19 protein-coding genes, 1 pseudogene and 1 riboswitch are annotated in these 18,734 nt (G+C 73.6%); of the genes and pseudogenes, 15 read left to right on the top strand and 5 right to left on the bottom strand.

Translation table 11 applies throughout. The features are described from left to right. Positions 1-26: 26 nt before the first annotated feature. From ACFQ87_RS30495 to ACFQ87_RS30460, 8 genes are all read left to right on the top strand, one after another. A complete protein-coding gene (locus ACFQ87_RS30495) occupies positions 27-857 on the top strand; it encodes a shikimate dehydrogenase (RefSeq protein ID WP_380614079.1) in 831 nt (276 codons plus the stop codon). Between the two features lie 164 nt (positions 858-1,021). Further along, positions 1,022-2,206, top strand: coding sequence for a chorismate synthase (aroC, locus tag ACFQ87_RS30490; protein WP_380614078.1), 1,185 nt, complete (start codon positions 1,022-1,024; stop codon positions 2,204-2,206). 73 nt (positions 2,207-2,279) lie between these two features. Continuing rightward, the gene (locus ACFQ87_RS30485; RefSeq protein ID WP_380614077.1) at positions 2,280-2,801 is read left to right on the top strand and encodes a shikimate kinase; all 522 of its coding nucleotides are present in this window, start codon (positions 2,280-2,282) and stop codon (positions 2,799-2,801) included. Next, positions 2,794-3,885 carry a 3-dehydroquinate synthase gene (aroB, locus tag ACFQ87_RS30480; protein WP_380614076.1) on the top strand — a complete coding sequence of 364 codons (1,092 nt, stop codon included), beginning with the start codon at positions 2,794-2,796 and terminating at the stop codon, positions 3,883-3,885. The genes ACFQ87_RS30485 and aroB overlap by 8 nt, the downstream gene beginning before the upstream one ends. 8 nt (positions 3,886-3,893) lie before the next feature. After that, positions 3,894-4,322: a type II 3-dehydroquinate dehydratase gene (gene aroQ, locus ACFQ87_RS30475; RefSeq protein WP_380614092.1), complete on the top strand. Its 429-nt coding sequence runs from the start codon at positions 3,894-3,896 to the stop codon at positions 4,320-4,322. Positions 4,323-4,783: 461 nt separating this feature from the next. Continuing rightward, complete coding sequence (locus ACFQ87_RS30470; RefSeq protein ID WP_380614075.1) at positions 4,784-5,614, top strand: AAA family ATPase; 831 nt, start codon at positions 4,784-4,786, stop codon at positions 5,612-5,614. An 82-nt stretch (positions 5,615-5,696) separates the two neighbouring features. After that, positions 5,697-6,506, top strand: coding sequence for an Fpg/Nei family DNA glycosylase (locus tag ACFQ87_RS30465; RefSeq protein WP_380614074.1), 810 nt, complete (start codon positions 5,697-5,699; stop codon positions 6,504-6,506). A gap of 88 nt (positions 6,507-6,594) precedes the next feature. Next, complete coding sequence (locus tag ACFQ87_RS30460) at positions 6,595-8,586, top strand: AAA family ATPase (protein WP_380614073.1); 1,992 nt, start codon at positions 6,595-6,597, stop codon at positions 8,584-8,586. 7 nt (positions 8,587-8,593) lie between these two features. Here ACFQ87_RS30460 and ACFQ87_RS30455 read toward each other — a convergent pair whose 3' ends face one another. Both ACFQ87_RS30455 and ACFQ87_RS30450 read right to left on the bottom strand, forming a co-directional pair. Then, the gene (locus tag ACFQ87_RS30455) at positions 8,594-10,267 is read right to left on the bottom strand and encodes a hypothetical protein (RefSeq protein ID WP_380614072.1); all 1,674 of its coding nucleotides are present in this window, start codon (positions 10,265-10,267) and stop codon (positions 8,594-8,596) included. Positions 10,268-10,336: 69 nt separating this feature from the next. After that, on the bottom strand, positions 10,337-10,720 hold the full coding sequence (locus ACFQ87_RS30450) for an ArsR/SmtB family transcription factor (RefSeq protein WP_380614071.1): 384 nt from the start codon (positions 10,718-10,720) through the stop codon (positions 10,337-10,339). An 81-nt stretch (positions 10,721-10,801) separates the two neighbouring features. Continuing rightward, positions 10,802-10,995: riboswitch (cobalamin riboswitch) on the top strand. Between the two features lie 31 nt (positions 10,996-11,026). Between ACFQ87_RS30450 and ACFQ87_RS30445 the strand changes: the two genes are divergently transcribed. Continuing rightward, a complete protein-coding gene (locus ACFQ87_RS30445; RefSeq protein ID WP_380614070.1) occupies positions 11,027-12,136 on the top strand; it encodes a HoxN/HupN/NixA family nickel/cobalt transporter in 1,110 nt (369 codons plus the stop codon). Between the two features lie 8 nt (positions 12,137-12,144). On the opposite strand, the gene ACFQ87_RS30440 is transcribed toward ACFQ87_RS30445, so the two are convergent. Then, entirely contained in the window at positions 12,145-12,996 is an 852-nt protein-coding gene (locus tag ACFQ87_RS30440) for an EamA family transporter (RefSeq protein ID WP_380614069.1), read from the bottom strand. A gap of 151 nt (positions 12,997-13,147) precedes the next feature. Here ACFQ87_RS30440 and ACFQ87_RS30435 point away from each other — a divergent pair, with 151 nt between their 5' ends. Further along, positions 13,148-13,720: a helix-turn-helix domain-containing protein gene (locus ACFQ87_RS30435; protein WP_380614068.1), complete on the top strand. Its 573-nt coding sequence runs from the start codon at positions 13,148-13,150 to the stop codon at positions 13,718-13,720. Positions 13,721-13,779: 59 nt separating this feature from the next. On the opposite strand, the pseudogene ACFQ87_RS30430 reads toward ACFQ87_RS30435, so the two are convergent. Together ACFQ87_RS30430 and rpmG are read right to left on the bottom strand one after the other, a co-directional pair. Next, positions 13,780-14,054 (bottom strand): annotated as a pseudogene (locus ACFQ87_RS30430) (type B 50S ribosomal protein L31). A gap of 37 nt (positions 14,055-14,091) precedes the next feature. Then, complete coding sequence (gene rpmG / locus ACFQ87_RS30425) at positions 14,092-14,256, bottom strand: 50S ribosomal protein L33 (protein WP_380614067.1); 165 nt, start codon at positions 14,254-14,256, stop codon at positions 14,092-14,094. Positions 14,257-14,482: 226 nt separating this feature from the next. Between rpmG and ACFQ87_RS30420 the strand changes: the two genes are divergently transcribed. From ACFQ87_RS30420 to ACFQ87_RS30400, 5 genes are all read left to right on the top strand, one after another. Beyond that, on the top strand, positions 14,483-15,589 hold the full coding sequence (locus ACFQ87_RS30420; RefSeq protein ID WP_380614066.1) for a M24 family metallopeptidase: 1,107 nt from the start codon (positions 14,483-14,485) through the stop codon (positions 15,587-15,589). 79 nt (positions 15,590-15,668) lie between these two features. Continuing rightward, the gene (gene efp / locus ACFQ87_RS30415; RefSeq protein WP_355669804.1) at positions 15,669-16,232 is read left to right on the top strand and encodes an elongation factor P; all 564 of its coding nucleotides are present in this window, start codon (positions 15,669-15,671) and stop codon (positions 16,230-16,232) included. Between the two features lie 4 nt (positions 16,233-16,236). Continuing rightward, positions 16,237-16,674, top strand: coding sequence for a transcription antitermination factor NusB (gene nusB, locus ACFQ87_RS30410; RefSeq protein WP_030290257.1), 438 nt, complete (start codon positions 16,237-16,239; stop codon positions 16,672-16,674). Positions 16,675-16,815: 141 nt separating this feature from the next. Beyond that, complete coding sequence (locus tag ACFQ87_RS30405; protein ID WP_380614065.1) at positions 16,816-17,643, top strand: thioesterase family protein; 828 nt, start codon at positions 16,816-16,818, stop codon at positions 17,641-17,643. Between the two features lie 159 nt (positions 17,644-17,802). Continuing rightward, positions 17,803-18,720: a hypothetical protein gene (locus ACFQ87_RS30400; RefSeq protein WP_380614064.1), complete on the top strand. Its 918-nt coding sequence runs from the start codon at positions 17,803-17,805 to the stop codon at positions 18,718-18,720. Positions 18,721-18,734 lie beyond the last annotated feature (14 nt).

Genomic DNA, 18,734 nt, shown 5'->3' with positions numbered 1-18,734 from the left:
GGTAACCCGCCCACGGAGAGGCAGCGTTGACCACCAAGCACCGGGCGGCCGTCCTCGGCTCGCCGATCGCCCACTCGCTCTCGCCGGATCTGCACCGGGCCGCCTTCGCGGCGCTCGGGCTGGACGACTGGTGCTACGACCGCTTCGAGATCGACGAGGCCGGCCTGCCCGGCTTCATCGCCGGACTGGACGAGGCCGAGTGGGCCGGGCTGTCGCTGACCATGCCGCTCAAGCGGGCGGTCATCCCGCTGCTGGACGAGGTCAGCGCGACGGCCCGCTCGGTGGACGCGGTCAACACCGTGGTGTTCACCGCCGACGGGCGGCGCACCGGGGACAACACCGACGTGCCCGGACTGGTCAACGCGCTGCGCGAGCGCGGCATCACCGAGGTGAGCGCCGCGGCAGTGCTGGGCGCCGGGGCCACCGCCTCCTCGGCGCTGGCGGCGCTCGCCCAGATCTGCACCGGCGAGGTGACGGTCTACGTGCGCAGCGCCGAGCGGGCCCGGGAGATGGCCGAGCTGGGCGAGCGGCTCGGCGTCGTCGTCCGGACCGCCGACTGGGAGCGCGGGGCCGAGGCACTGGAGCGGCCGCTGACCGTCTCCACCACGCCGGTCGGCGCGACGGACGGCTTCGCGGCCGCCCTGCCCGCCGCGCCGGGGGCGCTGTTCGACGTGCTCTACCACCCGTGGCCGACGGCGCTGGCCGCCGCCTGCGCCGAGCGCGGGGCGACCGTCCTGGGCGGGCTGGACCTGCTGGTGCACCAGGCGGTGCTGCAGAGCGAGGCCTTCACCGGGCGCGGGCCCGGGCCGCTGGCGGCGATGCGCGAGGCGGGCGAGAAGGCGTTGGCGGGGCGCTGAGTCGCAGCTTGCGGCCACCCCACGGCCGGATGGTGACCGGTTGCTGTCCGTCACGCGGACTGTGACCCCGGGTGCCGCTGGGGCATGAAAGGATTCAGGCACAAGGCACGTCCGGGGCGGGCCGCGGCGGTGCCGTGGGCCGGTCCGCTGATGAAGGAGCTCCGTTGGGTACGTTGCGCTGGCTGACGGCGGGGGAGTCGCACGGCCCCGCACTCGTCGCGACGCTGGAAGGCCTGCCCGCCGGTGTACCGGTCACCACCGCCATGGTGGCCGACGCGCTGACGCGCCGCCGGCTCGGTTACGGCCGCGGGGCGCGGATGAAGTTCGAGCAGGACGAGGTGACCTTCCTCGGCGGCGTCCGGCACGGTCTGACCATGGGCAGCCCGGTGGCGATCATGGTCGGCAACACCGAGTGGCCGAAGTGGGAGCAGGTCATGTCGGCCGACCCGGTCGACCCCGAGGTGCTGGCCGGTCTGGCCCGCAACGAGGCGCTGACCCGCCCCCGGCCCGGCCATGCCGACCTGGCCGGCATGCAGAAGTACTCGATCGACGAGGCCCGGCCGATCCTGGAGCGCGCCAGCGCCCGCGAGACGGCCGCCCGGGTCGCGCTGGGCGCGGTCGCCCGCTCGTACCTGAAGGAGACCTGCGGGATCGAGATCGTCAGCCACGTGGTCGAGCTGGCCGCCGCCAAGGCGCCGGCCGGCGTGCTGCCGCTGCCCTCGGACGAGGCCCGGCTGGACGCCGACCCGGTGCGCTGCCTGGACGCGGACGCCTCGAAGGCGATGGTCGCCGAGATCGACCAGGCCCACAAGGACGGCGACACCCTCGGCGGCGTGGTCGAGGTGCTCGCGTACGGCGTGCCGGTGGGCCTCGGCTCGCACGTGCACTGGGACCGCCGCCTGGACGCGCGGCTGGCCGCCGCGCTGATGGGCATCCAGGCGATCAAGGGCGTCGAGGTCGGCGACGGCTTCGAGCTGGCCCGGGTGCCGGGTTCGAAGGCGCACGACGAGATCGTCCCGACCCCCGAGGGCGTCAAGCGCACCTCCGGCCGCTCCGGCGGCACCGAGGGCGGCCTGTCCACCGGCGAGGTGCTGCGGGTGCGCGCCGCGATGAAGCCGATCGCCACCGTGCCGCGGGCGCTGCAGACCCTGGACGTGCGCACCGGCGAGCCGGCCAAGGCGCACCACCAGCGCTCGGACGTCTGCGCGGTGCCGGCGGCCGGGATCGTCGCGGAGGCGATGGTCGCGCTGGTGCTGGCCGACGCGGTGAACGAGAAGTTCGGCGGTGACAACGTGTCGGAGACCCGCCGCAACGTGGAGAGCTACCTCGACCACCTGATCATCAAATGAGTGGGCGAAGCGAGCTCATCACCAGGAGGCGCCCGTTGTGGTCATCGCCTGCCGAGCTCAGCGAGGCGGGGGCATGACCAACCCCGTCGTGGTGCTGGTCGGCCCGCCCGGCAGTGGCAAGTCCACCGTCGGGCGGGCCCTGGCCGAGCGCCTGGGCGTCGGCTTCCGGGACACCGACGCCGACATCGAGGCGCTGGCCGGCAAGCCGATCCCGGAGATCTTCATCGACGAGGGCGAGCCGCACTTCCGCGAGCTGGAGGTGGCCGCCGTGCGGACCGCCGCCACCGAGCACGGCGGGGTGCTGGCGCTCGGCGGCGGCGCGGTGATGGCCGGGGCCACCCGTGAGCTGCTGCGTGAGCTGCCGGTGGTCTTCCTGGAGGTCCCACTGGGCGACGCGGTCAAGCGGGTCGGCCTGGACGCCCCGCGCCCGCTGCTGGCCGTCAACCCGAGGGCCCGCTGGCGCGAGCTGATGGAGGCCCGCCGCCCCCTCTACCTGGAGGTGGCCACCGCCGTGGTCGACACCGCCGGCCGCACCCCCGCGCAGGTCGCGGACGCCGTACTGGAAGCACTGGAGCTGAAGACCCCCCATGACTGACAACATCGTCAGGATCCACGTCGGCGGCAGCGCCGGCCATGACCCGTACGACGTGCTGATCGGGCACCAGCTGCTCGGTGAGCTGGCGCCGCTGATCGGCGGCCGTGCCAAGCGGGTCGCGATCATCCACCCGGAGGCGCTGGCCGCCACCGCCGACGCCATCCGGGACGACCTGGCCGGCGAGGGGTACGAGGCGATCGCGCTCCAGGTGCCCAACGCCGAGGACGCGAAGAGCGTCGAGGTCGCCGCGTACTGCTGGTCGGTGCTCGGGCAGACCGGGTTCACCCGCAGTGACGTCATCGTCGGCCTCGGCGGCGGCGCCACCACCGACCTGGCCGGCTTCGTCGCCGCGACCTGGCTGCGCGGGGTGCGCTGGATCTCCATGCCCACCACGCTGCTCGGCATGGTCGACGCGGCCGTCGGCGGCAAGACCGGCATCAACATCGCCGAGGGCAAGAACATGGTCGGCGCCTTCCACCCGCCGGTGGGCGTGCTGGCCGACCTCGGCACCCTGGAGACCGTGCCCAAGCACGACTACGTCTCCGGCCTCGCCGAGGTCATCAAGTGCGGCTTCATCGCCGACCCGGCCATCCTCGACCTGATCGAGGCCGACCCGGAGGGAGCGAAGACCCCGGCCGGCCCGCACACCGTCGAGCTCATCCGCCGCGCCATCCAGGTCAAGGCCGACGTGGTCTCCGGGGACCTCAAGGAGTCCGGCCGGCGGGAGATCCTCAACTACGGCCACACCCTGGGCCACGCCATCGAGCGCAACGAGCGCTACAAGTGGCGGCACGGCGCGGCGATCTCCATCGGCATGGTCTTCGCCGCCGAACTCGGCCGGCTGGCCGGGCGGTTGGACGACGAGACGGCCGACCGGCACCGCACCGTGCTGGCCTCGGTCGGCCTGCCGCTGAGCTACCGGGCGGACGCCTGGCCGAAGCTGCTGGACGCGATGAAGATCGACAAGAAGTCGCGCGGCGACCTGATCCGCTTCATCGTCCTGGACGGCCTCGGCAAGACCTCCGTGCTGGAGGGCCCGGACCCGTCCCTGCTGGTCGCCGCGTACGCGGAGGTCTCGGCGTGACCCGGGTGATGGTGCTCAACGGCCCCAACCTCGGCCGGCTGGGCAGCCGTGAGCCGGACGTCTACGGCGCCACCTCGTACGCCGGACTGGTCGAGCGCTGCACCGCGCTGGGCGAGGAGTTCGGCTTCGAGGTCGAGGTGCACGAGACCAACTCCGAGCAGCAGATGGTGGAGTGGCTGCACGAGGCGGCCGACGGGAAGGTGCCCGTGGTGATCAACCCGGGCGCGTTCACCCACTACTCGTACGCGATGCGGGACGCCGCCGCGCAGCGCACCGCGCCGCTGATCGAGGTGCACATCTCCAACCCGTACGCCCGGGAGACCTTCCGGCACAACTCGGTGATCGCCGCGGTGGCCTCCGGCACCATCGCCGGGTTCGGGATCGGCTCGTACGAGCTGGCGCTGCGTGCCCTGGCGGAGCAGCTCACCACGCGGTGAGCCGCTACCGATCTGAAACGGCGTGGGACGAGCGGAGTTGATCCGAACCGACTCGAACCGACCTGACCCGTTCTGAGTTGCCCCGGGCCGCCTGCGGGTTGACCTGAGCTGATGTCGGCCGAGGTCGGAGCGGAAGGGACGAACCGGTGGCCCGGTGGCGGACTGTGCCCGCCGCCGGGCCGCCGTGTAGTGTCCCCGCTGAGAAGGTGTCGGGAGGTGCCGTGACGCAGTACGCCGGAGGTGGGCAGGTCCCGCCGCGTCCCGCCGCTCCGCCGGTGCCGCCGGGGGGCGGTGCGGGGGTGTCCCCGTCGGGGGCGCCGGTTCCGCCGCCTCAGCCTCCGCCGCCGACGGTTCGGCCGACCGCTGCTCCCGCGCCTTCCAGCGCTGCGGCTCCCGCGCCGGTTCCCGCTCCCGCGCCGGTTCCCGCTCCGGTTCCCGCTCCGGTTCCCGCTCCCGGTCCGGTGCCCGCCGCCGCTCCCGCCGCTGCCCCGGTGCCGCCGCCTCCGGTGGCTCCCGCACCGGCTCCGGCACCCTCTCCGGCACCGGCTCCGGCTCCGGCTCCGGCTACTGCGCCGCCCGCACCCGCACCGGCTGCTGCGCCCGGACCCGCTCCGGCCGCTGCGCCTGCGCCCGCGCCGAGCGCGCCCGTTCCAGCCGGGGGCACCGGGCACTTCGTGCTGCCCACCGGCGCACCCGTCCAGCTCCCCGTCCACCCTCCGCGGCGGCACGCGCCCGCCGGTCCGATCGCCGTGCTGCTGATCGGCCCCGCCGGGGCGGGCAAGACCACCGTCGCCCGGTACTGGGCCGAGCGCCGGGCGACCCCGACCGCGCACATCAGCCTGGACGACGTCCGCGAGTGGGTGCAGTCCGGCTTCGCCAACCCGCAGTCCGGCTGGAACAACGCCTCCGAGGCCCAGTACCGGCTGGCCCGCCGCACCTGCGGCTTCGCCTGCCGCAACTACCTGGCCAACGGCATCTCCTGCATCATCGACGACGCCGTCTTCCCGGACCGTCCGGCGATCGGTCTCGGCGGCTGGAAGCGGCACATCGGCCCCGGCATGATCCCGGTCGTCCTACTGCCCAGCCTGGACTCGGTGCTGCGCCGCAACGCCCGCCGCAGCGGCACCCGGCGGCTCGGCGACGAAGAGGTGGCGCGGATCCACGGGCGGATGGCCGGCTGGTACAACTCCGGGCTGCCGATCATCGACAACTCCTACCTGGACGTCGCCGGTACGGCCGCCGAGCTGGACCGGGTCATCCTGGCCCGGCTGATGGGCATGCCGGTCCGCTGACCTGCGCAGTCGTGGAGCTGTCGGTGGCGGCTGCGATGATGGACCCCGTCCTGCCGTACCACTTCTCGGGGAGCTGACGCCCGTGCCGGAAGGCCACATCATCCACCGCCTCGCCGCCGAGAACCGCAAGGCCTTCGGTGACCGCCCGGTCGCGACCTCCAGCCCGCAGGGCCGGTTCGCCGACGAGGCCAAGGTGATCGACGGGCAGTTGCTCACGGGCGCGGAGGCCACCGGCAAGCACCTCTTCCTCGGCTTCGAGGAAGGCGCCTGGGTGCACATCCACCTCGGCCTCTACGGCGGTCTCACCTTCGGCACCGGTCCCGCGCCCGACCCGGTCGGGCTGGTCCGGCTGCGGCTGGCCAACGACGACGGCTACGCCGACCTGCGCGGACCCAACACCTGCAAGCTGATCACCGATGCCGAGAAGGCCGCCGTCGCCGCCCGGCTCGGCCCGGACCCGCTGCGCGCCGACGCCGACCCGGAGGCCGCCTGGCGCCGGATATCGGGCAGCCGTACGACCGTCGCCGCGCTGCTGATGGACCAGAAGGTGCTGGCCGGGGTGGGCAACGTCTACCGCGCCGAGGTGCTGTTCCGGCACCACATCAACCCGCACCGGGCCGGCCGTGACCTCACCCGCGGCGAGTGGGACGCGATCTGGGCCGACCTGGTCGCCCTGATGCGCGAGGGCGTCGCCGCCGGCCGGATCGACACGGTCCGCCCCGAGCACACCCCCGAGGCCATGGGCCGCCCGCCCCGGGTGGACGACCACGGCGGCGAGGTGTACGTCTACCGCCGCGCCGCGATGCCCTGCCTGGTCTGCGGCACGGACGTCCGGACCGAGGAGCACGCCGCCCGCAACCTGTTCTGGTGCCCGACCTGCCAGGCGGCCTGAACGGCTGATCCGCCCACCGGCCGGAGCCCCGGCCCCGTAGGCTGGGCCCCGACCGGCCGGAGGGAGCACGCGGATGGATCGGCGCGAGGTGACGAACACCGTGTCAGGCGCCACGGTGGGCGGCCACGTGGTGCAGGCCGACAGCATCGGGGCGGTGCACCTCCACCAGCCCGAGCCGGTGCCGAGGCCTCGTCAGGTCCGGCCGCCGCGCGGCCCCTTCGTCAACCGCGAGCCGGAACTCGCCGCGCTGACCGGGGCGTTGGATCGGGTGGAGGCGGGCGGGCTCGGGATCGTGGTGTTCACCGGCCTCGGTGGGGTCGGGAAGACGGAGCTGATCGCCAAGTTCACCGAGGAGCACCGGGCCAGATTCCCGGACGGAGACCTCTACGCGGACCTGCTGGCCTACCGGCACCAGGGCGGGGTGGACCTGCCCGAACTGTTGGCCGGCTTCCTGCGCGCGCTCGGCTCCGAGCCCCCGGCGGTGGAGGCGGAGCGGTTCACCAAGTTCCGGACCGTCACCGCCGAGCGCCGCTGCCTGTTCTTCCTGGACAACGTCGAGCACGCCGCCGAGGTCCGGGCGCTGCTCCCGTCCAGCGGGCTGGTGGTCGTCGCGGGCCGGCGGCGGCTGCCCGCGCTGCGGATGGACGGCGCCGAGGTGCGGCAGCTCGGGCCGCTGAGCGGGACGGCGGGAACGGAGCTGGTGCGCCGGTGGCTGGGCGCCGGGCGGGGCACCGAGGTGGAGTTGGCGGCGCTGGTCGAGGAGTGCGGCGGGCTGCCGCTCGCGCTGAACGCGGTCGGCAGCCAGCTGCTCGACCGGGAGCACCTGCCGGTCGGCCGGGTGGTAGCCGAACTGCGCCACCGGGAAGGCGGGTTGGCCATGCTGGACGACGAGGGGAGCGACCTCGGCCCGACCTACGACGCGGTGTACGAGCGGCTGTCGCCGCAGGGCCGGGCGCTCTACCGGCTGATCGGTGTGCACCCCGGCCCCTTCCTGTCGGCCGAACTGGCGCGCGCGGCGGGCGTCGAGCAGGCCGCGAAGGCGCTGACGGAGCTGCGGGCCGTGCACCTGGTGGACGAGGTGCTGGACGCCGACGACTCCGAGGAGCGCTTCCGTGCCCATGACGTGGTACGGCTGCACGCCTACGGCCGTACCCGCGAACTCCCGGGCCGGGCCGAGCTGCTGGCCCGGGTGGTGGCGTACTACCGGGGCCGGTCCTCGCTGGCCGACCGGGCGATGGGGTCGCGGCTGCGGCTGCAGGAGGCCGGCGGCGCGGGGCTGCCCGGCTTCGCCTCCGGGGCGGCGGCGCTGGAGTGGCTGCACGCCGAGCGGTCCAATCTGCGCGCGGTGGTGGAGGCGGCGGCCGAGCAGCGCTGGCACGGCGAGGTGTGGCGGCTCTGTGAGTCGCTGTGGCCGCTCTACCACGGCCGCAAGCTCTATCAGGACTGGATCGCCACCCACCGGCTCGGTGTCGAGTCGGCCCAGTGGGACAACCAGCCGGACGCCGTGGTCCGGGTGCGCAACCAGCTCGCCCGCGCCCACTACGAGCGCAAGGAGTACGGGCCGGCCGCCGAGCAGTTGGCGCTCGCCGCGGAGCAGCTGCCGCTGGTGGTCGAGCGTCGGGTGGCGGGGGTGCTGCTCGAGACGGACGGCCTGCTCTGCCTGGCCGACGGCCGCCCGGGCGAGGCGGTGGACCGGTTCACCCGAGCCCTGGCGGAGAACCGGGGCGATGCGCACGGCGAGATCGTGCAGAGCTACAACCTGGCGCAGGCGCTGATCGCGGACGGCCGCCCGGAGCAGGCGCTGACCGTGCTGGCCGAGGCCGCCGCGCGGGCCGAGGCCACCGCGGACCACGACATGCTGATGAAGCTGCCGCTGGTCCGCGCCCGGGCCCACCAGGCGCTCGGGCAGCTCGACCTCGCCGTCGCGGCCGCGGGCGACTGCGCCCGCCGGGCCGGGGAGCGCAAGCAGTACCCCAAGGAGGCCCAGGCCCACACCCTGCTAGTGGCTCTGGCCGAGGAGCTGGACGACCCGGAGCTGGCGGAGCGCAGCCGGGCCCGCCTGCGGGAGCTGCGGCCCTGAGGCCCGTCTAAGGACCGGTCCGGAAGGACACCCGGGTGCGGTGCTCGCCGGTGCGGACGGTGAGGCCGTGTTCGGGGAGGCCTGCCGGGTCGCCGCCGTCGGCGAGCCAGGAGGCCACGGCGGAGCCGAGCAGCAGCGGGTCGAGGACGGGCTCGGCGCGGCCGAAGTCCCGTTCGGCGAGGGCCTCCAGCAGCTGGCCGGTGTGCAGCCTGAGCAGGTGGCGGGCCGGGCCGAGGGCGGCCACCACGACGGCGAGGCCGGGGAGTTCGGCGGCGGTGTCGGCGAGCCAGTGGACGGCGGGGTGTTCGGCGTGCGGCTCGGTGCGGGCGAGGACCTCGGCGGTGTAGCGCAGGGCGTCGCCCGGGTGGTCGTCGGTGAGCGCGTGGAAGCCGCGCGGGGTGGGGTCGTTCGGGTCGAACGGGTAGCGCCGCAGGCTGACCTCCGTCCCCTCGCTCTTGCCCTCGACGTCGTACGCGGTGGGCCGGTCGGTGCCGCCGGGGCGCGGGACGGGCTTGGGGTAGGGCGGCAGGACGGGTTCGCCCTCGGGTTCGTCCAGGCGCTCCAGGAAGGAGTAGAGCAGCGGGCGCAGCAGCCGGGCGGATTCGCCGCGGTGGGCCAGCGAGCGGTCGGTGATGTCGCTGAGGTCGGCCGGGTCCCGGGCCAGGGCCTGTTCGAGCTGGGCGGCGAGGTCGCCGTCCGGGTCGAGGACGGGCGCGGCCTGGCCGAAGGCGTAGCTGGGGGAGTGCGGGTCGAGTTCGGCGGCGCCGGTGGCGACCAGCAGGGTGCGGCGGCCCAGGGCGGCGCCGTAGACGGAGACCGAGCCGTGGTCGCCGATCAGGCAGTCGGCGGCGACCAGCGCGGCCTGCCAGCCCTGGTGCGGCGGGATCAGCCGCAGGCCCATCCGGCGGGCGTCGTCGAGCAGGGCCTCGGGGTCGTGCCGGCTCCAGATGTTGGGGTGCAGCACGACGGCCACCGTGTACTCGTCGGCGGGCAGCCGGCGGACCAGGCGGCGGGGCAGGTCGGGGCGGCGGCCGAGTAACGAGTGCCCGCTCCAGGTGGAGTTGACGACGACGAGCCGGCGGCCGTCGACGGCGCCGAGTGCGGCGCGGTAGGCGTCCCGGGAGCGTTCGCTGCCGAGGATCCGGTCGAAGCACGGGTCGCCGACCACCCGGGCGACGTCCAGCGCCTCGGGGCAGGAGACCCGCAGCCGGTCCAGCTGCTCGGGGTGGGAGAGGCCGAGGACGTCCACGAACACCCGCCCCCGGTGGGTGAGTTCGTTGCGGGACAGGCCTGCGGCGCTGACCGTGTCACCGGTGGACTCGGTGACCAGGCGGTTGTAGCCGGCGCCGTGCGGGAGGACGACCAGGTGGGCGTCCAGCCGGTGCATGGAGGCGTGGACGGCGCAGGCGACGGCCAGGTCGAAGCGGCGGCGGACGGCGTCCTCCCACTCCAGCACGGTGTAGCCGGGCAGGCCGCGCAGGTAGTCGGTGAGGCCGCGGTCGGCGAAGGCGGAGCCGGGGTTGACGGTGAAGTACCGTTCGATGCCGTCCTGGTTCAGCAGGGTGAGGACGTCCAGGACCCGGGTCGCCGAGGTGAGGGTGCGGGCGACCGCCAGCACGCGGGCCTTGACCGGGCGGGTGTTCCAGCGGTCGGCGGGCCAGACGTGGGGGTGGGACGGCACCTCATGATCGTACTCATCCAGCCGCTCCCGGGGTGCCCCTTGCGAGAGACGGCCGGCCCCGAGTGTCGGTCAGCCCGCCGCTGCGGTGGGTTCGTGGTGCTCTCCGGCGGCGCACTCGTCGAGGAGGGGGCGCATGCTGTCGTCCACGAGCCGGTAGCGCACCACGCGTCCGTCCTTGTCTCCGGTGACCACGCCCGCCGTGCGCAGCAGCCGCAGGGCCTGGGACACGGCGGGGTCGCGCATGCCGGTGGCAACCGCCAGGTCGGTGACGGCGAGCGGGCCGGCCCGGTTCAGGGCGAGCAGCAGGGCGAGCCGTCCGGGGTCGGCGAGCAGGGAGAACCGCTCGGCCCAGGACCGGACGTGCGCGGTGTCGCCGATCGCGGCGATGGCCTCGCAGACCCGGTGGCCGTCGATGGTGCGGTGGCCCGCGCGGTCGGCCGGTACGAGATGCATGCGGACATTCTTGCAGGCAGGGGCCTGTGATCCTGGACACCTGCACAGGTGCGCAACCTTGCGAGGGTGAGGCCGGAGCCCTACGGTGTTCCCCGCCGTGGTGCTCGGGAAGACCGGTGACGGACCCTCAGGGGTCCCAGTCCGGAGCGGCCCTCGCCACTGTGATCGGGGGAGAGTTGTCCGTACCCACGTGCCACTGGGCGCCTCGTGCGCTTGGGAAGGCGGGTCCGGAAGCCCCGTAAGCCAGGAGACCGGCCACGGCATCTCACGAAGTCATTCCACGAGGTGCTGGAGCGTGATCCGAAGATGACCCTGCCCGAAACCGCCACTCCTGCTGAGGCGGCCCCCTCCGTCCTGCCCACCTTCAGGTGGAAGCGCGAGGACACCATCCGCACGGCCGGGCTGATGGGGGTGATCCTGGCCATGCACGTGGTGGCCTTCGGGACGCTCATCTTCCTGGTCGCGCCCCACAACTACGCGGTCGGTACCCAGGTCTTCGGGGTGGGCCTGGGCATCACCGCGTACACCCTCGGCATGCGGCACGCCTTCGACGCCGACCACATCGCGGTGATCGACAACACCACCCGCAAGCTGATGGCGGACGGCAAGCGGCCGGTCTCGGTCGGCTTCTGGTTCGCCCTCGGGCACTCCTCGATGGTGGTCATCATGGCCGCCCTGGTGGCGGGCGGCGCGCAGCTGGCGAACACGCTGATGGACGACGACTCGGCCACCCACAAGTGGCTCGGGCTGGTCGGCACCACGGCCTCCGGCGCCTTCCTCTACCTGATCGGCGCGCTCAACCTGGCGGCGCTGCTCGGCATCCTCAAGGTGTTCCGCTCGATGCGGGCCGGGAAGTACGACGAGGCGGAGCTGGAGGAGCACCTCAACTCGCGCGGCTTCATGGCCCGGCTGCTGAACCGGGCGACCCGCTCGATCACCCGGCCCGGGCAGATGTTCCCGGTGGGCATGGTGCTGGGCCTCGGCTTCGACACCGCGACCGAGGTCACCCTGATGGTGATGGCCGGCTCGGGTGCGGCGGCCGGGCTGCCCTGGTACGCGATCGTCTGCCTGCCGCTGCTGTTCGCGGCGGGGATGAGCCTGTTCGACACTCTGGACGGGACCTTCATGAACTTCGCGTACCAGTGGGCGTTCTCCAACCCGGTGCGCAAGGTGTACTACAACCTGACCATCACCGGGCTGTCGATCGCGGTGGCCTTCATCATCGGCACCATCGAGCTGGTCGGGGTGCTGCACGAGAAGCTCGACCTGACCGATCCGGTCACCGGGTTCATCGCGGACATCTCGCTGGACAACGTCGGGTACGCGATCGCCGGGCTGTTCGTGGTGGTGTGGGCGATCGCGATCGCCTACTGGAAGCTGGCCGGGGTCGAGAAGCGCTGGACGCCCGCGGAGTAGTCCGTCGGTCACGCTGCCGCGAGCAGCAGCGTGCCCGCGACGGCGAGCCCGGCGCCGACCACCTGGACCGCGCGCAGCCGCTCCTTGAGCACTCCCCGCGCCAACAGCGCGGTGACCACGGGGTAGAGCGAGGCGAGCACGGCGGCCACCGCCGCCGAGCCGCCGTGCGAGGCCATCGCGAACGTGGCGTTGCCGGCGACGTCGGCCAGCCCGACGGCGGTGAGCAGGGGCAGCCGGGCGCGCAGCTCCGACAGCAGTCCGGAGGTGTCGGTACCGCGCAGGCCGAACAGCAGCGCGGTGCCGCCGACGGCGATGTTGACGAGCCGCTGGACGCACAGCATGAGCAGCAAGCCGCCGCCGGCCGAGGCCTGGGCGAGCAGGGCCATGTTGGTGCCGAAGCCGAACGCGGCGGCCAGGGTGAGCAGCAGGGCCGTGCGGGCGGCGGACGGCCCGCCGCGCTCGGGGCCGCCGGCCAGCACCACGCCGGCCACGGCCACCGCGGTCCCGGCCACCTGGCCGGGACCGGGCCGCTCGCCGAGCGCCAGCCCGACGCCGACCGGTACCACGACGCCGACGGTGGCCAGCGGGGACACCACGCCCATCGGGCCGAGCGCGAGCGCCCGGTAGAAGGCGAGCATCGCGAACGGGCCGAACACCCCGGCGGCGACGGCGTACCAGAGGGCGGGGGAGGCGTCCGCCCAGCCGCCGGTGGCCAGGACCGCGAGGAGGAGGACGACGGTGGCCGCGGCCTGGGAGACGACCACGACGGCGAGCGCGGGCAGTCGGCGGGTGAGGACGCCGCCGCCGAAGTCGCCCAGGCCGGTGAGCAGGCTGGCGGAGAGGGCGAGCAGGACGGTCACTGGAGGTGCCAGGAGATCGAGGACAGCACAATGCACTCCGAAGTACAGTCGGATGGACTCGTTGCCGAGAAGGCAGCGTAGTTCACTGAACTGAACCTCGACGAACAGTATTCTGCACTTTCCGTATTGTGGACACCGGAGGACTGCCCGCGTGCCGGACCCCGACCTCGTCTCCCAGGCCCTCGCCCGGAACCTCAAGCGGCTGCGCGCCGAGCGCGGCCACACCCTGGACGCCCTCGCAGCCCGCTCCGGGGTGAGCCGCGGCATGATCGTCCAGATCGAGCAGGGCCGCACCAACCCGAGCGTGGCCACCGTGGTCCGGCTCGGCGACGCGCTCGGCGTCTCCATCGCCACGCTGCTCGACTACGAGGAGGGCCCGGACGTCCGGATCATCCCCGGCGACCAGGCCGTGCCGCTCTGGACCGGTGCGAGCGGCGGGACCGGCACCCTGCTGCACGGCATCGAGGCGCCCGGGCCGCTGGAGCTGTGGGAGTGGCGGATGGAGCCGGGCGAGGAGTACTCCTCCGAGCCGCACCCGGCCGGGACGGTGGAGATCATCCGGGTCGACGAGGGTGAGCTGACCCTGGTGCACGACGGTGCGGACCATCCGGTGCCGGCCGGCAGCACGGTCTCCTTCGACGCCTCGTACGCGCACGTCTACCGCAACGCGGGGGAGCGGGCGCTGCGGCTGACCATGGTGGTGTCGGTTCCGCCGCCGCGCTGAGGCCCCTTCCGTACGCCGAAACGGCGCCTCCCCCGGGGGAGGCGCCGTTTCGCTCGTCGTCAGTGCCGGTCGCCGTAGCGGCGGCGGAACTGCTCGACCCGGCCGGCCGTGTCGAGCACCCGGGACCGGCCCGTGTAGACGGGATGGCTCGCCGAGGAGATCTCGACGTCGATCACCGGGTAGGTGTTGCCGTCCCCCCGCTCGACGGTGCGGTCACCGGTGACCGTCATGGGGGTCCCCCCGGCCGAAGGCTGGGGAGGGTGACGAAGGCGAGGCCGCCGACCTTGTCGCGGAAGACGACAGGGCGGTAATCGGGGTGGATTCCGGACTTCACGGCTGGGCTCCTCCAAGGCGGATGCGGGGTGGGCGGGTCAGCGCTCCTCGCGGAAGTCGACGTGCCGACCCGCGGCCGGGTCGTACTTGCGCAGGAGCATCCGGTCCGGGTCGTTCCGGCGGTTCTTGCGGGTCACGTACGTGTAGCCGGTGCCGGCGGTGGAGCGGAGCTTGATCACGGGGCGTAGTTCGCTGCGGGCCATGGGGTTTCCTCCTGGAGCCTCGGGTGCCGGGTTCCGTGGGCTGGGCCGAAACCGTGCACCAAAATGGAAGTCGTTTTCACCGAGTTGGAACGTGAGCTCCCCCCTGCCCATTCCCGGAGGCGCGGGGGGGGTCTGATGGCCGGGAACGCGCAGCGGTGTGCGACCGTCGTCCTCCCCCGGGGGTGCTCGGCGGGCGGTTCGGGCCGGAGGTTCGTAGGCTCGACGCATGGCCGATGCGTACACGGGGCGGCGGGAGCGGGTGAGGGAGCACTGCGGTGCGGCCGGGGCCGATGCGGCGCTGGTCACCCGGGCGGCGAACGTGCGGTATCTGACGGGCTGCGCGCCCTGCGGGGCGACCTTGCTGCTGACCAGGGAGCGGGCGTTGCTGGCAGTGCCGGACGACCTGCCGCCGGACGACTCGGGGGAGCACCTGATCGCCGCCGACATCACCCAGATGCCGGTGCCGGCCGGGGCGGACACCGCGCTGGCCGCCACGGCCGCGGCCGCGCGGCTGGGGGTGCGGGGCCTGGCGGTGGAGGAGCACGACCTGACCGTCACCCGGCACCGGGCGGTGGGGAGTCTGGCGGAGGGCGCCCGGCTGGCGGACCTCGGCCAGGTGGTGGAGCGGCTGCGGGTGGTGAAGGACGAGCACGAGATCGCCGACCTGCGGATCGCCGCCGAGATCGCCGACCAGGCGCTCGGCGAGCTGCTGGAGTCGATCCTGGTCGGCCGCACCGAACGGCACCTGGCGATGGAGCTGGAGCGCCGGATGATCGACCACGGCGCCGACCGGGCCGCCTTCCCGGTCTCGGTCGGCACCGGCAGCCACTCCGGCCAGCCCGCCCACCAGCCGACCGACCGCCGGGTGGAGGAGGGCGACTTCCTCACCGTGGTGATGGGCGCCCAGTACCGCGGCTACCGCGTCTCGACCGCCCGGACCTTCGTGATCGGCGCCGCCCCCGCGCCCTGGCAGGTCGAGCTGCACCGGTTGGTCTTCCGTGCCCAGCGGGCCGGCCGGGAGGCCCTCGGACCGGGCGTGGAGCAGTGCGTACCCGACCGGGCCGCGCGCCAGGTCCTGGAGGCGGCGGGCCACAGCGAGGCCTCGCCGCACCCGGTGGGCCACGGCATCGGGTTGGAGATCCGGGAGGCGCCGCGCCTCGGTCCGTCGGACATGGGTAAACTGGACAGCCGCGTACCGGTCACCGTCGGCCCAGGGGTTCACCTCCCGGGCAAGGGCGGGGTCCGGATCGAGGACACGCTCGTCGTGCGCCCCCTCGAAGAGGGCGGGCCCGAGCTGCTCACCATTACCACCAAGGAGCTCCTCGCCCTGTGACGGCGGCCCCCGAAGGCCGTCGGCGGCAGGACGCGAACCCTTGGTTCCTTGACAGCTATATCCAGGAGTAAGTGCGCCCGTGGCTTCCACGAACGATCTCAAGAACGGCATGGTCCTCAAGCTGGAGGGCGGCAAGCTCTGGTCCGTCGTCGAGTTCCAGCACGTCAAGCCCGGCAAGGGCCCGGCCTTCGTTCGGACCAAGCTCAAGGAGGTCCTGACGGGCAAGGTCGTCGACAAGACCTTCAACGCCGGCACCAAGGTCGAGACCGCCAACGTCGACAAGCGCGGCATGCAGTTCTCGTACAAGGACGGCGAGAACTTCGTGTTCATGGACATGGACACCTACGACCAGCTGACCGTCGAGCCGGCCGTCGTCGGCGACGCGGCCAAGTACCTGCTGGAGGGCTTCGAGGCCCTGGTCGCCACCAACGAGGGCGCGGTCCTGTACATCGAGCTCCCGGCCGCCGTCGAGCTGGTCATCGCCGAGACCGAGCCGGGCGTCCAGGGCGACCGCTCCACCGGTGGCACCAAGCCGGCCACCCTGGAGACCGGTGCCGAGATCCAGGTCCCGCTCTTCATCACCACCGGTGAGAAGGTCAAGGTCGACACCCGCGACGGCAGCTACCTCGGCCGGGTGAAGTAAGTCCGTGTCGGCCGCACGTAGCAAGGCCCGTACCCGGGCCTTCCAGATCCTCTTCGAGGCCGACCACCGCGGGGTCGACCCGCAGCAGGTCCTCGCCGACTGGGTGGCCCGCGCCCGCGAGCCGAAGCCCGACGAGGGCACCCCGCAGGTGGGCGAGTACACCATGGAGCTGATCGAGGGGTACGTCCAGCACGCCCGTCGCATCGACGACCTGATCGAGCAGTACGCGGTGGGCTGGACCCTCGACCGGATGCCGATCGTGGACCGCAACGTCCTGCGGCTCGGCGCGTACGAGCTGATCTGGGAGGACGGCGTCCCGGACGCGGTCGTCCTGGACGAGGCCGTCGAGATCGCCAAGGAGTTCTCCACTGACGACTCCCCGGCCTTCGTGAACGGCATGCTCGCCCGCTTCCTGGAGCTGAAGCCGAGCATCCGCCGGTAACGGTCATGCCCTGCGAAACGGCCGTCGGATCCGGAATCTCGGATCCGACGGCCGTTTCGCTCACCCGGTAGGCGCAAGGTGCACCCGGCAGGCGTAGTGTGGAGCCCTACTCGCCAGTAACTTGAAGGGCAGGCCACCCCAATGACCACTGCGACCCGCAGCGAGTTCGACCAGGGCATAGCCCTGACCAGACACCCCGACGAGGCCGGCCGCTACGACGCCGAGCTCGGTGCCGGCTGGCAGATCGGCGGCGGGGTCAACGGGGGGCTGCTGCTCGCCGTCGCCGGGCACGCGCTGTCGCTGGAGCACGGCGAGCACTCCGACCCGGTGTCGATCAGTGGTTACTACCTGTCCGCCTCGACCCCCGGCCCGGCCACCGTCCGCACCGAGGTGCTGCGCACCGGTCGCGGCCTGTCCACCGGTACCGCCTCGCTCAGTCAGGACGGCGTCGAGCGCCTGCGGGTGGTGGCCAGCCACGGCGACCTCGCCGCCGCCGAGGGTGAGGTGCGCACCAGCGCCGTCCCGCCGCAGCTGCCGCCGCCGGACCAGTGCATCGGCGTCGAGCACGCGCCCCCGCAGCTGATCGAACAGGCCGCCCTGCTGGAGCGCTTCGACCTGCGGCTCGACCCGGCCACCGTCGGCTGGGCGCTCGGGCAGCCCTCCGGCAACGGGCGGATCCAGGGCTGGTTCCGGCTCCGCGACGGCCGCGAGCCCGACCCGCTGCTGCTCCTGCTGGTCGCCGACGCGCTGCCGCCGGTCACCTTCGACCTCGGCCTGCCCGGCTGGGCCCCGACCGTCGAACTGACCGTCCACCTGCGGGCCAAGCCGACCCCGGGCTGGCTGCGGGTCACCCACGCCACCCGTAACCTGGCCGGCGGCTACTTCGAGGAGGACGCCGAGATCTGGGACGAGGCCGGCCGCCTGGTCGCCCAGTCCCGCCAGCTGGCCAGGGTGCCGCGCCAGGCGTGAGGTGACTCGGAGACGGCGACCGGTATTACCGGTGGTTACATTCCTGTGACACGCCGTACGTGTGTGGCGCGCGGAACTGGGGAGTAACACGGTCAGCGGTGAGCCCCCGCCGCTGACCGTCACACCGCCGACGGTCGTCCGCCGACGCCAGGAGCCTCGATGACCAGCCGCAAGGGCCGCGCCCGCCGTAACTCCGACTGCACCGCCGGCGGCCTGCGGCCCGCGCTGCGGGCGCCGCACCGGCCGCCGGTCGAGGGGGCCGAGCAGGCGTTCGTCATCGGGGTGCTCACCAACGCCGCGGACTTCCAGTGGGCCCGCGCCCGGGGCGTGTGCGACGCCCCCGACTTTGATCGCTACCTGGCCGACACCGCCGAGCTGCTGGCCGACGCGCTGGAGCGGTTCGAGACCGTCCGGGCCCGGATGTTCCACCCGCAGGACTTCGAGGAGTTCTGCCTGCTGCACCGGCTGGACCCGGCCGAGCCCGCCGCGCGCGACCGCTACCTGGTCAACCCGCCGCTGCAGACCCAGCTGCTGGCCTACCGGGGCGAGGAGCTGGCCGGGGACTTCGTGCCGCGCCTGGTCCGGGCCCGGGAGAACGGGCTGACGCTCTGCCACGTCGACCTGCTGCTCGACGGCGGCCTGTACGGGGGCGCGGGCGAGGCCGACGAGGAGCAGGCCCGCTGGGTGCGCGCCGCCTACCAGCGCGGGGGCGAGGTGTTCCGCCGGATGCTGGTCGGCGCGGGCGCCGGGGTGTACGAGCTGCGCCTGCGGGTGGACGCGCCGGACGGCAAGCTCACCGCCGCGGCCCGGGTGCTGCAGTGGGAGGACGGCGTGGTGCGGATCAATGACGAGGACCTGGAACTGGTCTGCGCGGTGCTCTGCGCCGGGCTGGCGCTGGAGCTGCCGGGCGTCGCGGTGCTGCACGGCTCGCAGGGCTCGGCCGCCTCCTGCGGCGAGTACCTGCCGGCCGCCTGGGCCTGGTCCAGCGGCGGGCCGGACTGGGCGCCGGCCTCCCGGCCGGTGCGGCTGGACGGCGTCGCGGCGCGGCCGGGCTACAGCCTGGGCACGGTCTGCTGACCGGACGGGCCTGC

This window comes from Kitasatospora sp. NPDC056531, from assembly GCF_042794375.1.
In the GTDB taxonomy this organism is placed as follows: Bacteria; Actinomycetota; Actinomycetes; order Streptomycetales; family Streptomycetaceae; genus Kitasatospora.
The sequence above is the reverse complement of the archived record's forward strand: the minus strand, read 5'-3'. Positions and strand labels throughout refer to the sequence as shown.